Below are 14,422 nucleotides of genomic sequence, written 5' to 3'. Positions count from 1 at the left end.
CGCTCCGGGTCAGGCGTCGTCGCGCTCCTCGACCGGGGTCGCCTCCGCCGATCGGCGCCTTCTGCGCCGCACCAGGCGGCCGAACAGGATGCCCACCTCGTAGAGCAGATACATCGGAATTGCCAAGAGGCTCTGGGAGATCACGTCGGGCGGGGTCAGCAGCATGCCGACCACGAAGCAGCCGAGGATGATATAGGGCCGCTTCTTCGTCAGGCTCTCCACCGTGGTGGCGCCGGAGAGTATCAGCAGGAAGGTGGCGATGGGGATCTCGAAGGCCACGCCGAAGGCGAAGAACAGCTTGAGGACGAAGTTCAGGTACTGATTGATGTCGGTCATCACCGCCACGTTCTCCGGCCCGGTCTGGGTGAAGAACTGGAACAGCAGAGGAAAGACCGCATAGTAGGCGAAGGCCGCGCCGGCATAGAACAGCCCCACGCTGGAGGCCAGCAGCGGCAGGGCCAGGGCCTTCTCGTTGTCGTAGAGCCCGGGGGCGACGAAGGCCCAGGCCTGGTGCAGGACGTAGGGAATGGCGAGGAACACCGCCACCACCAGGGTCAGCTTGAACGGAGCCAGGAACGGTGAGGCCACTTCGGTGGCGATCATCTGCGAGCCTTCCGGCAGCATGCCCATCAGCGGCTGAGCCACGAAGGTATAGATCTCGTTGGCGAAAGGGTACAGGCCCAGAAATATCACGAAGATCGCCACTACGGCGCGCAGCAGGCGCGAACGCAGCTCGATCAGGTGCTCGATCAGAGGGGCCTGGCCAAGTTCCTGCTTGTCGTCGGAGTCGCTCATCGGGAAGCGGCGTCCTTGTCATCGTCGGGGGAGGAGGGCTTGTCGCCTGCCGCCCTGGCATCGGCCAGGGCATCGTCGAGTCGCGCGGAGGCCGGTGGCGGCGTTTCGCCGTCGGGCTCCCGCGCCGAGGCCTCGGGCGGTTCACCGCCGCCCTGGCGTGGTGTCGGGGCGGGTTCGGCGATGCTCTCCACGTCGCGCTTGGCCTTGTTGAGGCTCTCGTCGAGTTTGGTCTGCTGTTCCTTGAGCTTCTGGCGCAACTCCTCCGCTTCGAGCTGCGAGTTGATCTCGCGCTGCATGCTCGACACGGTGCGCTTGATCTTGCCTACCCACAGCCCAACCGTACGCGCCGCCTTGGGCAGGCGCTCCGGGCCGAGCACGAGCAGGCCCACGATCCCGAGGATCAGCAGTTCCAGGAAGCCGATATCGAACATGGAGGCTTACTTGCGCTCTTCTCGTTCCTCGACGCTGTCCGCCGCCTTCTTCTCCTCGGCGCGGACGTCATAGGTGTTGGGCTGTTCCTCGTGGGCTACCTTGGCCTGCGACTTGTCGTCCTTGCCTTCCTTGCCCTCCTCGTTGACGGCCTGCTTGAAGCCCTTGACCGCGCCACCCAGGTCGGAGCCGACATTACGCAGCTTCTTGGTGCCGAAGATCAGGATAATGATGCCGAGTACGATCAGCAGTTGCCAGATACTGATGCCACCTAACATGAAGGTTACCTCTGAGTCGGTTTTCCGGCGGATCCGGAAGACATTTTCACTTTGACCTTGCGGCCTTCTCTTCGTGCCCGGAAATGCCGAAACGGCGGGCCAGCTCGTCGAGTACGTCCCGATGGTCGAGTCCGAGATGCGACAGCATCACCAGGCTATGAAACCACAGGTCGGCGGTTTCGGCGACTAGCGCCTTGCGCTCGTCGTCGCCACCGGCCTCGGCATCCTTGGCTGCCAGCAGGGTTTCCGTGGCTTCCTCGCCGACCTTTTCGAGTATCTTGTTAAGCCCCTTGTCATGCAAGGCGGCCACGTAGGACTCGGCGGGGTCGGCGCTGCGGCGTTGGCTCAGTACGTCGAAGAGTTCATCGAGAATATCATGCATGCGAGCGGCTCCGGTTGCGATGGATCAAGTTCATTGCCAGGCCAGCAGCAGCAGGCCGAGGAGCCCCGCAGCGAGTATCGGCCAGGGCTGGCCCGCGGCCCACGTGGCTAGCGGCTGCCAGGCCAGCGCCAGCCCGGCCAGCAGCAACCCCAGGCGCAGGCGGCGTCCGCCGCGCCGCCCTTCGCGCAGTTGGTGCTGGATGCCGCCGAGGGCCTGGGCCTGGCGGCGGCGCTGGCGGTGCTCGTGCTCGATGCGGCTCAGTGCCTGGTGAGCCACGGAGGGCAGCTCGGGCAGTTGGCGCGAAAGTTCGGGTGCCTGGCGCTTGAGCGACTCCCACAGGCCGACCGGCCCGGCGCGCTCGTGCATCCAGCGCTCCAGGTAGGGCTTGGCGGTGCTCCACAGGTCGAGGTCGGGATAGAGCTGACGCCCCAGCCCCTCGATGTTGAGCAGGGTCTTCTGCAGCAGCACCAGCTGTGGCTGGACCTCCATGTTGAAGCGCCGTGCGGTCTGGAACAGCCCCAGCAGCACCTGGCCGAAGGAGATGTCCTTGAGCGGCTTCTCCAGAATCGGCTCGCATACCGTGCGAATGGCAGCGGCGAATTCGTTGGCACGGGTATCTTCGCTCACCCAGCCCGACTCGATGTGCAGCGCGGCGACCTCGTAGTAGTCCTGACGGAAGAAGGCGAGCAGGTTGCGCGCCAGGTAGTCCTGATCCTCGCGGGTCAGGCTGCCGACGATGCCGCAGTCGATGGCGATGTACTGGGGGTCGTGCGGATGTTCGCGGGACACGAAGATATTGCCCGGGTGCATGTCGGCGTGGAAGAAGTTGTCGCGGAACACCTGGGTGAAGAAGATTTCCACGCCGCGCTCGGCTAGCCGCTTGAGGTCGGTGCCCTGGGCCTTCAGCGCGGCGATGTCGGCCACCGGGATGCCGTGGATGCGCTCCTGCACCATGACCCGGCGGCGGGTATGCGACCAGTGGACCGTGGGCACGTGAAGCAGCGGCGAGTCCTTGAAGTTGCGCTTGAGCTGCGAGGTATTGGCCGCTTCCTTGTGCAGGTCGAGTTCGTCGAACAGGGTCGCTTCGTAATCGCGTACCACTTCCACCGGACGCAGGCGTCGCGCCTCGGGGATCAAGGTCAGCAGGCCGGCCACGCGATACATCAGGGCCATGTCCTGGCGCATGACGCGATCGATGGCGGGGCGGATGATCTTGACCACCACATCTTCGCCGCTGTGCAGGCGAGCGGCGTGCACCTGGGCGATGGAGGCCGACGCCAGCGACTCGGGCTCGAAATGCGCAAAGGCAACGTCCAGCGGCATGCGCAGCTCCGACTCCACCAGCGCACGGGCTTCGTCGGCGGGGAAGGGCGGCACCTGATCCTGCAGGCGCCTCAGCTCGTTGGCGATCTCCTCCGGCAACAGGTCGCGGCGAGTGGAGAGCAACTGGCCGAACTTGACGAAGATCGGGCCCAGCGACTCCAGGGCCAGGCGCAGCCGTTCGCCACCGGTGCGCCGGCCCACCGGTACCAGGCGCAGCGGCGAGAGCAGGAAGGCCAGGCGTAGCCACCAGGGCAAACGCTGCAGCGGCAGCAGAGTATCGAGGCGATAGCGGGTGATGACCCACATGATGCGCAGCAGGCGAAACCCCATCATGACGTGGCCTCACGTTCGAGTCGGCGGCGCAGCCTGGCCAGGCGGGCCTCGAGGCGGTCGGTGGCCATTTCCAGTTCGGTGAGATGGTCGCGCAGGGTCTCGAGCTGCTGGCGGCCAGGCAGCAGGCGCGCCTCCTCGAAGACATACTCGGCGATGTCGGCACGCATCTCCTGCTGGGCGCGCAGGCCCCAGCGGGCCATGCGGCGGATACCTTCGGCCAGACTGTGGGCGGGCACGCCGCCCAGCCAGCGCGCCAGTTCCGCCTCCCAGTCGAGGTCGAGATCGAAGAACAGGTCGCGCACCTCCTCGAGCAGGTGCACGCGGCCGCGTACCGCCAGGCGCCCGCTGAACATCAGCCGCTCGATCGTCTCGCCGCCGAGCAGCTCGCCCAGCGTCTCGGCATCGAGCTCGACCACGGCGTCGGCGCTGCTCTCGTCGGGCACCTCCTGGCGCATCAGGTCGACGCCATGGGAATGGAAGCTCAGCAGCAGCGCCAGGGAGGGGTGCTCCAGGCGCAGCAGCAGCCGGCTGCCGGTCAGCCGGGCCAGGCGCGTGGGTGCGGCCAGGTCGCGGGCGAGCAGGGCATTGAGGGTGCGCTCGATGCCGGCCAGCAGCAGGGGCGGGATCAACGTCATCACGTCCTCAAAGCTTGATGCCGCGATGCAGGGCGACGATGCCCCCGGTGAGGTTGGTGTACTCGACCCGCTCCAGCCCCGCCGCTTCCATCATGCCCTTGAGCGTCTCCTGATCGGGGTGCATGCGAATCGACTCGGCCAGGTAGCGATAGCTGTCGGCGTCGCCCGCCACCATCTGGCCCATGAAGGGCAGCAGGCGGAAGGAGTACTCGTCGTAGGCGCGGGTCAGCACGGGGTTGTTCGGCTTGGAGAACTCCAGCACCAGCAGGCGGCCACCGGGCTTTAGCACCCGGGCCATGGAACGCAGTGCGGCGTCCTTGTCGGTGACGTTGCGCAGGCCGAAGGCGATGGTGATGCAGTCGAAGCTGTTGTCGGGGAACGGCAGGCACTCGGCGTTGGCCTGCACGTACTCGACGTTGCCGCCGACGCCGTTGTCGAGCAGCTTGTCGCGGCCGACCCGCAGCATCGATTCGTTGATATCGGCCAGCACCACCCGGCCGCGGGGGCCGACCATGCGCGAGAACTTGAGCGTCAGGTCGCCGGTGCCGCCGGCGATGTCGAGCACGCTATGGCCGGGGCGCACGCCGCTGCGCTCGATGGTGAGGCGCTTCCACAGGCGGTGAATGCCCAGCGACATGAGGTCGTTCATGACGTCGTAGCGCGCCGCCACGGAGTGGAAGACGTCGGCCACGCGCGAGGCCTTTTCCTCGACCGGCACTTCCTGGTAGCCGAAGTGGGTGGTGCGCTGGTCCCCGGGGGTGGAGTGAGGGCTCATGCGAAAAGGGCTCCCGAATCGCTGCGGAAAGGCAAGGCCGAGGCCTCGATTTGCGCGCTATTGTAGCCCTCTCAGGCAGTTCTTGTCTTGACGACTGCCTTCTAGAGCTGCTTGATCTCGATGCCCAGCGGTTCCCGGCTGGCGCCGGCCTTTTCCAGGCGTTCGAGATAGTCGGCCCAGTAGGCCTCGCGGTGCTCGATCAGCTCATGGAGGTACTCCCAGCTGAACAGGCCGCTGTCGTGGCCGTCGTCGAAGGCCAGCTTGACGGCGTAGCGGCCCACCGGCTCGATGTTCTTGAGGCCGACATCCTTCTTGCCCACCTGCAGCACGGCCTGGCTGGGATGGTGTCCGCGCACCTCGGCGGAGGGGGAGTAGACGCGCAGGTACTCCACCGGCAGGCGGTGGCTTTCGCCGTCGGCGTAGGTGAGCTCCAGCTCGCGGGCCTTCTTGTGGTAATGGATCTTGCTGGGTATGGGGGCAGGCATTCCGTTTCTCCCAGTCGTTCGAGTGAGGTATAGCGACTGACGAGGTCCGGCTGTGCTGGCGAAGCGACCTTTAGCAAGGATGCTGGCGGCGAGTGCAGCGGCGCGCGTCAATCGACAGGGATGTCGATTGAGGGCCGGCAAGAGGGACCTTGTTCCGGCCCGACGCGCAGGCCGCAAGCGAACCGCCGGGGTTTCATCCTTGCGTATCGCGAGCGGCACTGGCGAACCGAGGTGCAGCCCTCGTTTAAAGAATATACCGCGACAGATCCTCGTCCATCGCCAGCTCGCCGAGCTGGGAGTCGACGTAGGCGGCATCGACGGACAGGGGGCCGCCGAAATCGGCACCCTTGAACGAGGCATCCTCTAGCAGTCGCTCCATCACCGTATGCAGGCGCCGCGCGCCGATGTTCTCGGTGCCCTCGTTGACCTTCCAGGCGATCTCGGCGATGCGCTCGATGCCATCCTCGGTGAAGTCGATCTCGAGCCCTTCGGTGGCCAGCAGCGCCTTGTACTGCTTGGTCAGGGCGGCGGAAGGCTCGGTGAGGATGCGCTTGAAATCTTCCGGCGTCAGCGCCTCGAGCTCGACCCGGATCGGCAGACGACCCTGCAGCTCGGGAATCAGGTCGGAGGGGCGCGACAGGTGGAAGGCGCCCGACGCGATGAACAGGATGTGATCGGTCTTGACCATGCCGTACTTGGTCGAGACGGTGGAGCCCTCGATCAGCGGCAGCAGGTCGCGCTGCACGCCCTCGCGGGAGACCTCGCCGCCGCTGGACTGGCCGCTGCCCTTGGCCACCTTGTCGATCTCGTCGAGGAAGACGATGCCGTTCTGCTCCACCGCGTCGATGGCGCGGTGCTTGATCTCCTCTTCGTTGACCAGCTTGGCGGCCTCCTCGTCGCGCAGCAGGGCGAAGGCGTCCTTGACCTTGACCCGTCGGCTCTCGGTCTTCTGACGCCCCATGTTGGAGAACAGGCTCTGCAGCTGGCTGGTCATCTCCTCCATGCCCGGCGGGGTCATGATGTCGATGCCCGGCCCCTGCGGGGTGATCTCGATGTCGATCTCCTTGTCGTCGAGGTCGCCCTCACGCAGCTTCTTGCGGAAGATCTGTCGCGTCGAGCTGTCGCTGCGGGGGCTGTCTTCCTGACCACGGGGCGGGGGCAACAGGGCATCGAGGATGCGGTCCTCGGCGGCGTCCTCGGCGCGATGGCTGACTTCATCCTTGGCCTGCTCGCGCACCAGCTTGATGGCGGCTTCGGTGAGGTCGCGAATGATCGACTCGACGTCGCGGCCGACATAGCCCACCTCGGTGAACTTGGTCGCCTCGACCTTGATGAAGGGCGCGCGGGCGAGCTTGGCCAGGCGTCGGGCGATCTCGGTCTTGCCCACCCCGGTGGGGCCGATCATCAGAATATTCTTGGGGGTAACCTCGGGACGCAGGTCATCGTCGAGCTGCATGCGGCGCCAGCGGTTGCGCAGGGCGATGGCGACGGCGCGCTTGGCATCCTGCTGGCCGACGATGAACTGGTCCAGGGCGTGGACGATCTCGCGAGGGGTCATCTGGGACATGTTGGCGGCCTTCAGAGCGTTTCGAGGGTGACGTGGTGGTTGGTGAACACGCAGATGTCGCCGGCGATCTCCAAGGATTTCTCGGTGATCTCCTTGGCCGGGAGATCGGTGTTCTCGAGCAGCGCGCGGGCCGCGGCCAGGGCAAAGTTGCCGCCCGAGCCGATGGCGATGATGCCGCGCTCCGGCTCCACCACGTCGCCGTTGCCGGTGATGATCAGCGAAGCGTTCTTGTCGGCCACGGCGAGCAAGGCCTCGAGCCGGCGCAGGGCGCGGTCGGTGCGCCAGTCCTTGGCCAGTTCCACGGCCGCCTTGACCAGGTTGCCCTGGTACTTCTCCAACTGTGCCTCGAAGCGCTCGAACAGGGTGAAGGCATCGGCGGTGCCGCCGGCGAAACCTGCCAGCACCTGGCCGCGATAGAGGCGGCGCACCTTGCTGGCATTGCCCTTCATCACGGTATTGCCCAGCGATACCTGGCCGTCGCCGGCTAGGGCAACCTGGTCGCCGCGGCGCACGGAAACGATCGTGGTCATGGAGAGAACTCCGTAACGGGGAGCCGGGGCTCCCGGTGACTTTCGGCGCCCCGGGTAACGGGCGCCGGACAAGAACGTTCAAGGAAGGTGTGGGCGGCGGCAGGTGAATTCAAGCGTCATCGGAAGCGGAGCTGCCGTGTTGCCCGGCTTGCCCTTCCACCAGCGACTCTCAATTGGTGGCGCGGTGTCGCAGCGGCGTGATCCCCTGGGTGGTCATCAGGTCCTCGGCTCGGTTGAGCTCGCGGGTGTCGTCGTAGGGGCCCACCATGACCCGATGCCAGGTCTGGCCGTCAGCAGACTGTACCTGGCTGACCTGGGCTACCAGGCTCAGGTTGCGCAGGCGCTGGCGCAGCTGCTCGGCATCCTCGGGTTGGCGGAACGATGCCGCCTGCAGCATGTAGCGTGTGCCTGCCGGCGCTTCCGCTTCGTTGGCCGGTGTGGCGTTCACTTCGTCGCGCAGGTTGGCGGCGATCACCTGGGCGATGGGATCGTCGGCGGGTACCGGCTCGCTGGCGGCGTTGGCGTCGAGGGGCGGAGGTACCTCGACCGTCGGTTCCGGCGGCGAGGCGGTCGAGGCGACCTCTTTCGGCGCCACGACCTCCTCGGGCAGAAGGGTGTAGAACTCGAAGGTGGGCATGGGCGGTTCGCGCGGCTCGATGGTGGGCGCGGGTTCGCTGACCTCCGTGGGTGTGCGCGGCATCAGCTTGGCCAGCGGCGAGTCGCTGCCCTCCTGCCAGGGGGCGGTGCCGTGCTGGTGCTGGGCCAGCAGGAAGCCTGCAATGACGCCGCCCACCCCCCATACCCAGCCGGGCAGGCGGAAGCCCTGGCGCCGGGCGGTGGTGCGTTTGCGGCTGGTGGTGGCGCCACGTTTCTTGGGCGTACGACGGGCAGCCATGGCTTACATCTCCTCCGGGGCGCCGACGCCCAGCAGGTCGAGGCCGTTGCGCAGCACCTGGCGTGTGGCCAGGCCGAGGGCCAGGCGGGCATTGCGCAGCTCGTCGTCGTCGACCATGACTTTCACCGCGTTGTAGCAGGAGTGGAACTCCGCGGCGAGATCCAGCAGGTACTGGGCGACCTGCTGCGGCTCACGGCAGGCGGCGGCATGGGCGACCACCTCGGGGAAGCGCGCCAGACGGTTCATCACCGCCTTCTCCTGGTCCTCCTCCAGCTTCGCCAGGCTGACCATCGCCAGGTCGTGATCGAAGCCGAGCTCCTGGGCCTTCGCCTTGCGCAGCATGCTGCATACCCGGGCATGGGCGTACTGCACGTAGTAGACCGGGTTGTCGTTGGACTGCGAGCGGGCCAGGTCGATGTCGAAGGTGAGCTGCGAGTCGGCGCGGCGCGCGGCGAGGAAGAAGCGCGTGGCGTCGCGGCCGACCTCGTCGATCAGGTCGCGCACGGTGACGTAGCTGCCGGCGCGTTTGGAGAGTTTCACCTCCACGCCGGAGCGGGTCACCATCACCATCTGATGCAGCACGTAGTCGGGCCAGCCTTGAGGGATGCCGGCCTCCAGCGCCTGCAAGCCGGCACGTACCCGCGTGACCGTGGAGTGATGGTCGGCGCCCTGCTCGTTGATCACGGTTTCGAAGCCACGCTGCCACTTGTTCAGGTGATAGGCGACGTCGGGCAGGAAGTAGGTATAGCTGCCGTCGGACTTGCGCATCACCCGGTCCTTGTCGTCGCCGAAATCGGTGGTGCGTAGCCACAGGGCGCCGTCCTGCTCGTAGGTGTGGCCCTTCTCGATCAGCCGTGCGGCCGTTTCCTCGACCTTGCCTTCGCGGTAGAGCGAGGACTCCAGGAAATAGACGTCGAAGGAGACGCCGAAGGCCTTGAGATCGAGGTCCTGCTCGCGACGCAGCCAGGCCACGGCGAAGTCGCGGATGGCGTCGAGGTCGTCGGGGTCAGTCTTGGCGGTCACGTGGCGGTCGTCGGCGTGCACCGTCTCGCCGGCCAGGTAGTCGTTGGCCACCTCGGCGATGTAGTCGCCGCGGTAGCCGTCGTCGGGCCAGGCCTCATCGTCGGGGGTGAGGCCCTTGGCGCGGGCCTGGACGGACAGCGCCAGGTTGGCGATCTGGGCGCCGGCGTCGTTGTAGTAGAACTCGCGGGTCACATCGAAGCCGGTGGCCTCGAGCAACCGCGCGATGCAGTCGCCGATGGCGGCGCCGCGGCCATGTCCCACGTGCAGTGGTCCGGTGGGGTTGGCGGAGACGAACTCCACCTGCACCTTGCGGCCGCCTCCGGCCAGGCTGCGGCCGAAGGTATCGCCCGCCTCGAGCACTTGACGCACGACCTGGGCGGCGGCGTCGGTGGCAGCAAAGAAGTTGATGAAGCCGGGGCCGGCAATCTCGACCTTCGTCACGGCATCGCTTGCCGGCAGCGCTGCGATCAGCGCTTCGGCCAGTTCGCGGGGGTTCCGGCCGGCCGGCTTGGCCAGCATCAGCGCCAGGTTGCTGGCGTAGTCGCCGTGGGCCTTGTCCTTGGTCGGGTCGACCTTGATGGTCGGAGTGGCGTCGGCGGGCAGCGTACCCTGCTGCTTGAGCGTATCGAGGGCGTTCTCGAGCAGGGAAATGATCGTCTCTTTCATGAAGCGGTTATGTCCTGTAGCGGCGGGCGCACGAGGTGATGACGAAGCCTGAGGCACTCGCGAAAGGCGCGGCCACGAAAGTTGGGCTGGTCGGCCATTATCGGCAATTGTGCCGCGGCTTTAAAGGCCGCACTTTCAGGCCAGCGTCTGGGGGTCGACGTCGAGCGACCAGCGTACCCGGCGCGCCTCGGGCGAGGCCTCGAGCCGGGCGGTCAACTGCGCACAGGCGGCATGAAGCTGGCTGCGCCGGCCGGCGCTCAGCATCAACTGGACATGGTAGCGGTTCTGGCGCCGCTCCATGGGGGCGGGCACCGGGCCCAGGCAACTCACGTCGGGGGCATGCTCGGCGACCCACTGCCGCAGCATGGCTGCCGCGTCGCGGCCAAGCGCCATGGCGGCCTCCTCGCGGGGGCTCTCCAGGCGCAGCAGGGCAAGAAAGCGGAAAGGGGGCAGGGCGGCGGCGCGGCGTTCGGCGAGCAACTGCTCGGCCAGGGCGTCGTAGCCGCGATCGGCGAGTAGCCGCAGGTGCGGGTCGTCGGTGTGCAGGGTCTGCACCAGCACGCGCCCCGGATGCGAGGCGCGGCCGGCGCGGCCGGCTACCTGGGTCAGCAATTGGGCGCTGTGCTCGAGGGCACGGAAATCGCTGGCGTAGAGCCCGGCATCGGCATTGATCACGATCACCAGGGTGACATGGGGCAGGTGGTGCCCCTTGGCCAGCATCTGGGTACCAACCAGCAGGCAGGGTGCGCCACGCCTCACTTCGCCCAGGGTCTGCTCGAAGGCGTCGCGGCGGCGCGTGCTGTCGCGGTCGATGCGATGCACCGGTACCTTGGGGAAGAGCGCCGCCAGGGTCTCTTCGGTGCGCTCGGTGCCACTGCCCAGCGGGCGCAGGTCGGCGCTGCCGCAGCCGGGGCAGGCGTCCGGCACCGGGCGGTGCTTGTCGCAATGGTGGCAGGCCAGCATCGGCGGCTGGCGGTGCAGGGTCATGCGCGCGTCGCAGTGGTCGCAGTCGGCCATCCAGCCGCAGGCGTGGCAGGCCAGGGTGGGGGCGAAGCCGCGGCGATTGATGAACACCAGTACCTGATGGCCGGCCTCGAGCGTCTCGCGGATCGCCTCGATGGCCGGTGGAATCAGCCCGCCCTGGCGCGGCCGGCCGCGCAGATCGATCAGTTCCAGCCGGGCCGGAGCGTGACGGCTGGCGCGCCGGGTCAGGCGCAGATGACGATAGTTGCCGCGTTCGGCGTGGTAGAGGCTCTCCAGCGATGGCGTGGCGCTGCCCAGCAGCAGCGGGATGGCATGATGCTTGGCGCGGGTCACGGCCAGGTCCCGGGCATGGTAGCGCAGCCCCTCCTGTTGCTTGAACGAGCCGTCGTGTTCTTCGTCGACGATGATCACGCCGGGCCGTGCCAGCGGTGTGAAGATCGCCGAGCGGGTGCCGATGACGATGGGGGCGCGGCCACTGGCCACCGCCTCCCAGGCGTCGAGGCGCTCGTTGTCGGTAAGCCCCGAGTGCAGCGCCACCACCGGCACCCGGAAGCGGCTGCGAAAGCGTGCCAGGGTCTGGGGCGTCAAGCCGATCTCCGGCACCAGCAGCAGGGCCTGGCGGCCGCGGGCGACCACCGCCTCGATCAACTGCAGGTAGACCTCGGTCTTGCCGCTGCCAGTCACGCCGTGGAGCAGGCAGGGGTGAAAACCATCGAGACGTTCGTGCACCGCCGCCAGGGCGGTTGCCTGCTCGCGATTGAGCGGCAGTGCCGGCTCGGCGAGTAACTGGGCGGTGGCGGGTTCGGCGGCAGTCAGCGGGTCTTCGTGGCGCTCGGCCAACCCCTTGTCGATCAGTGCCAGGAGCTGTTCGCGAGAAAAGTTGTGAGCCAGCACGGCCTGGGTGGGCAGCCCATGGGGATGCTGGCGCAGCATGGCCAGCAGCTCGGCCTGGCGCGGCGCCCGCTTCAGGCGCGGGTCGTCATCGCCGGCCACCGCCAGGGCCTGCCAGCGTTCGCGTATGCGTCCGGCCAGGGGGCGGCCCTGTCGCAATAGCACGGGCAGGGCCTGATGCAGGGTGTCGCCCAGTGAATGCTGGTAATAGCGTGCGGTGAAGCGACACAGCCACAGCCAGTCCTCGGGCAGCGGCTCGGCATCCAGCCAGGCCTCCACCGGCTTCAGCCGATCCAGGGGGAAGTCACTCCTGTCGCCGAGCTCCATCACCACGCCGATGACCTGGCGGCGGCCGAACGGCACGCGCACACGAATACCAGGCTGCCAGCCGCCGGGTGGGGCGTCCCGATTCGGGCGGTAGTCGAACAGGCGTCTCAAGGGAGTGGGAACCGCCACGCGCAGCACGCGAGGCGGGAGCGAAGAGATGGAATCGGGCAATTTGCCTCCGGCGTCGACTCTGCTAGAATGTCCGGCCGTCGTGGCACCTGGCTCGTGAAACAGGCCTGGCGGCTACCGGTTGGTTGAACGAGTGCTGACGATAGACAACCCTGTATGCGGTGCCTGGCAATGGATCAGGTGGCGGCATACCGCTCCATGAGGCTCAAGATGAAACAAGGTATTCACCCGGATTACAAGATGGTCACCGCGACTTGCTCCTGCGGCGCGACCTTCGAAGTCGGCACCACCGCCGGCCATGACCTGTCATTGGACGTCTGCTCCCAGTGTCATCCCTTCTACACTGGCAAGCAGAAGCAGGCGACCACCGGTGGTCGTGTCGAGCGCTTCAACAAGCGCTTCGGTGCCGCCGTCAAGCGCGGCTGATTCGCCCTGCTGCGAGGCGCATCGCCCGAGAGAACCCGCCTTCATGGCGGGTTCTTTCTTTTTGCGGGTCTGGAAAGCGTGTGCTGCATTGAAGAGCCGAGTGATAAGGAAAGGGTTATGGATGAGTCGCTCGGCATAAGTTGCAGCAAATAGCGTCGAATGTTCGCGAACGGGCGTTCAAAATCGTCGAATGGGGTGGTCATTGAGATGTGGAATGTTTTTCTATATGGTAGGTGGCCCCTCCAAGTACGGATACCGGATTCTCAGCATGACAGACGCCAATAAGCAGGCAGCGCTGGATTATCACGCCAAGCCCATTCCCGGAAAGCTCTCCGTGGAGCTGACCAAGCCCACTGCTACCGCTCGTGATCTCTCCCTTGCTTATAGTCCCGGTGTCGCCGAGCCGGTGCGCGAAATCGCCCGCGACCCGGAGAATGCCTATCGCTATACCGGCAAGGGCAACCTGGTGGCGGTCATTACCGATGGCAGCGCCATCCTTGGACTGGGCAATCTTGGCCCGCTGGCCAGCAAGCCGGTCATGGAGGGCAAGGGAGTGCTGTTCAAGTGCTTCGCGGGGATCAACTCGGTGGATGTGGAAGTCAACGCCGAGAGTCCGCAGGCCTTCATCGATACGGTGGCGCGCATTGCCGACACCTGGGGTGGCATCAATCTCGAAGACATCAAGGCGCCGGAGTGCTTCGAGATCGAGCAGGCGCTCATCGAGCAGTGCAATATCCCTGTCTTTCATGACGACCAGCACGGTACCGCCATCGTCACGGCGGCCGGTATGCTCAATGCGCTGGATATCGCCGGCAAACGCCTGGAAGAGGCCAGGATCGTCTGTCTGGGCGCCGGCGCGGCGGCCATCGCCTGCATGAAGCTGCTGGTGGCCTGCGGAGCCCGCTCCGAGAATCTGGTGATGCTCGATCGCCGAGGCGTCATTCACGCCGGGCGCGAGGGGCTGAACCCTCACAAGGCGGTATTCGCGGTGGATACCGACAAGCGTACGTTGGACGACGCCATCGAGGGTGCCGATGTCTTCATCGGTCTTTCCGGGCCCAACCTGATGACCGCCGAGCACATGCGCAAGATGGCGTCGAATCCCATCGTCTTCGCCTGTACCAACCCCGACCCCGAGATCAACCCCGACGTGGCTCGGGAAGCGCGCCCCGACGTGATCATGGCCACCGGCCGTTCCGACTACCCCAACCAGGTCAACAACGTGCTGGGTTTCCCCTTCATCTTCCGCGGGGCGTTGGACGTGCGCGCCACGCGCATCAACGAGGAGATGAAGTTGGCTGCGGTGCATGCGCTCAAGGACCTGGCCCGCGAGCCGGTGCCCCAGGCGGTGCTCGACGCCTACGAGCGTGATCATATGGAATTCGGCCCCGAGTACATCATTCCCACGCCGGTCGACGTGCGCCTGCTGGAGCGGATTCCTGCGGCGGTGGCCCAGGCCGCGGTGGACTCCGGCGTGGCCCGTCGCCCCTATCCGGCCCACTACCCGTTGAAGACGGTGGACGACGTCTACGGCGGCTGATCGGCGCGT

Annotated in this window: 15 protein-coding genes; 2 read left to right on the top strand and 13 right to left on the bottom strand. The window is 66.6% G+C overall.

Annotation, left to right across the window (positions count from 1 at the left end):
• Window positions 1–9 precede the first annotated feature (9 nt).
• The 13 genes from tatC to ACRWQA_RS18770 all read right to left on the bottom strand — a co-directional run bounded on the left by tatC (window position 10) and on the right by ACRWQA_RS18770 (window position 12,489).
• Window positions 10–795: a twin-arginine translocase subunit TatC gene (tatC, locus tag ACRWQA_RS18830; protein ID WP_263582382.1), complete on the bottom strand. Its 786-nt coding sequence runs from the start codon at window positions 793–795 to the stop codon at window positions 10–12.
• Window positions 792–1,226: a Sec-independent protein translocase protein TatB gene (gene tatB, locus ACRWQA_RS18825; RefSeq protein WP_263582383.1), complete on the bottom strand. Its 435-nt coding sequence runs from the start codon at window positions 1,224–1,226 to the stop codon at window positions 792–794. Before tatB ends, tatC begins: the two co-directional genes overlap by 4 nt.
• Before the next feature lie 6 nt (window positions 1,227–1,232).
• Entirely contained in the window at window positions 1,233–1,502 is a 270-nt protein-coding gene (tatA, locus tag ACRWQA_RS18820) for a Sec-independent protein translocase subunit TatA (RefSeq protein WP_263582384.1), read from the bottom strand.
• Between the two features lie 46 nt (window positions 1,503–1,548).
• Window positions 1,549–1,884 carry a phosphoribosyl-ATP diphosphatase gene (locus tag ACRWQA_RS18815; protein WP_263582385.1) on the bottom strand — a complete coding sequence of 112 codons (336 nt, stop codon included), beginning with the start codon at window positions 1,882–1,884 and terminating at the stop codon, window positions 1,549–1,551.
• Window positions 1,885–1,914: 30 nt separating this feature from the next.
• Window positions 1,915–3,537 carry a ubiquinone biosynthesis regulatory protein kinase UbiB gene (gene ubiB, locus ACRWQA_RS18810; RefSeq protein ID WP_263583910.1) on the bottom strand — a complete coding sequence of 541 codons (1,623 nt, stop codon included), beginning with the start codon at window positions 3,535–3,537 and terminating at the stop codon, window positions 1,915–1,917.
• Window positions 3,537–4,175 (bottom strand): ubiquinone biosynthesis accessory factor UbiJ, encoded by a 639-nt coding sequence (locus tag ACRWQA_RS18805; protein ID WP_263582386.1) that lies wholly within the window; start codon window positions 4,173–4,175, stop codon window positions 3,537–3,539. The genes ubiB and ACRWQA_RS18805 overlap by 1 nt, the downstream gene beginning before the upstream one ends.
• 7 nt (window positions 4,176–4,182) lie before the next feature.
• The gene (gene ubiE, locus ACRWQA_RS18800; RefSeq protein WP_263582387.1) at window positions 4,183–4,950 is read right to left on the bottom strand and encodes a bifunctional demethylmenaquinone methyltransferase/2-methoxy-6-polyprenyl-1,4-benzoquinol methylase UbiE; all 768 of its coding nucleotides are present in this window, start codon (window positions 4,948–4,950) and stop codon (window positions 4,183–4,185) included.
• Window positions 4,951–5,051: 101 nt separating this feature from the next.
• A complete protein-coding gene (locus ACRWQA_RS18795) occupies window positions 5,052–5,435 on the bottom strand; it encodes a gamma-butyrobetaine hydroxylase family protein (RefSeq protein WP_263582388.1) in 384 nt (127 codons plus the stop codon).
• A gap of 244 nt (window positions 5,436–5,679) precedes the next feature.
• The gene (gene hslU / locus ACRWQA_RS18790; protein WP_263582389.1) at window positions 5,680–7,002 is read right to left on the bottom strand and encodes an ATP-dependent protease ATPase subunit HslU; all 1,323 of its coding nucleotides are present in this window, start codon (window positions 7,000–7,002) and stop codon (window positions 5,680–5,682) included.
• Between the two features lie 11 nt (window positions 7,003–7,013).
• Window positions 7,014–7,532, bottom strand: coding sequence for an ATP-dependent protease subunit HslV (gene hslV, locus ACRWQA_RS18785; protein ID WP_263582390.1), 519 nt, complete (start codon window positions 7,530–7,532; stop codon window positions 7,014–7,016).
• A gap of 169 nt (window positions 7,533–7,701) precedes the next feature.
• Window positions 7,702–8,427 (bottom strand): SPOR domain-containing protein, encoded by a 726-nt coding sequence (locus tag ACRWQA_RS18780; RefSeq protein WP_263582391.1) that lies wholly within the window; start codon window positions 8,425–8,427, stop codon window positions 7,702–7,704.
• Window positions 8,428–8,430: 3 nt separating this feature from the next.
• Entirely contained in the window at window positions 8,431–10,116 is a 1,686-nt protein-coding gene (argS, locus tag ACRWQA_RS18775) for an arginine--tRNA ligase (RefSeq protein ID WP_263582392.1), read from the bottom strand.
• A 135-nt stretch (window positions 10,117–10,251) separates the two neighbouring features.
• The gene (locus ACRWQA_RS18770) at window positions 10,252–12,489 is read right to left on the bottom strand and encodes a primosomal protein N' (protein ID WP_434230866.1); all 2,238 of its coding nucleotides are present in this window, start codon (window positions 12,487–12,489) and stop codon (window positions 10,252–10,254) included.
• Window positions 12,490–12,657: 168 nt separating this feature from the next.
• On the opposite strand from ACRWQA_RS18770, the gene rpmE reads away from it, so the two are divergent.
• On the top strand, window positions 12,658–12,873 hold the full coding sequence (rpmE, locus tag ACRWQA_RS18765) for a 50S ribosomal protein L31 (RefSeq protein ID WP_167112351.1): 216 nt from the start codon (window positions 12,658–12,660) through the stop codon (window positions 12,871–12,873).
• A 268-nt stretch (window positions 12,874–13,141) separates the two neighbouring features.
• Complete coding sequence (locus tag ACRWQA_RS18760) at window positions 13,142–14,413, top strand: malic enzyme-like NAD(P)-binding protein (RefSeq protein ID WP_263582394.1); 1,272 nt, start codon at window positions 13,142–13,144, stop codon at window positions 14,411–14,413.
• Window positions 14,414–14,422 lie beyond the last annotated feature (9 nt).

The sequence above is a fragment of the Billgrantia sp. C5P2 genome (assembly GCF_051062895.2).
This window is presented reverse-complemented; position numbering and strand designations above follow the sequence as displayed.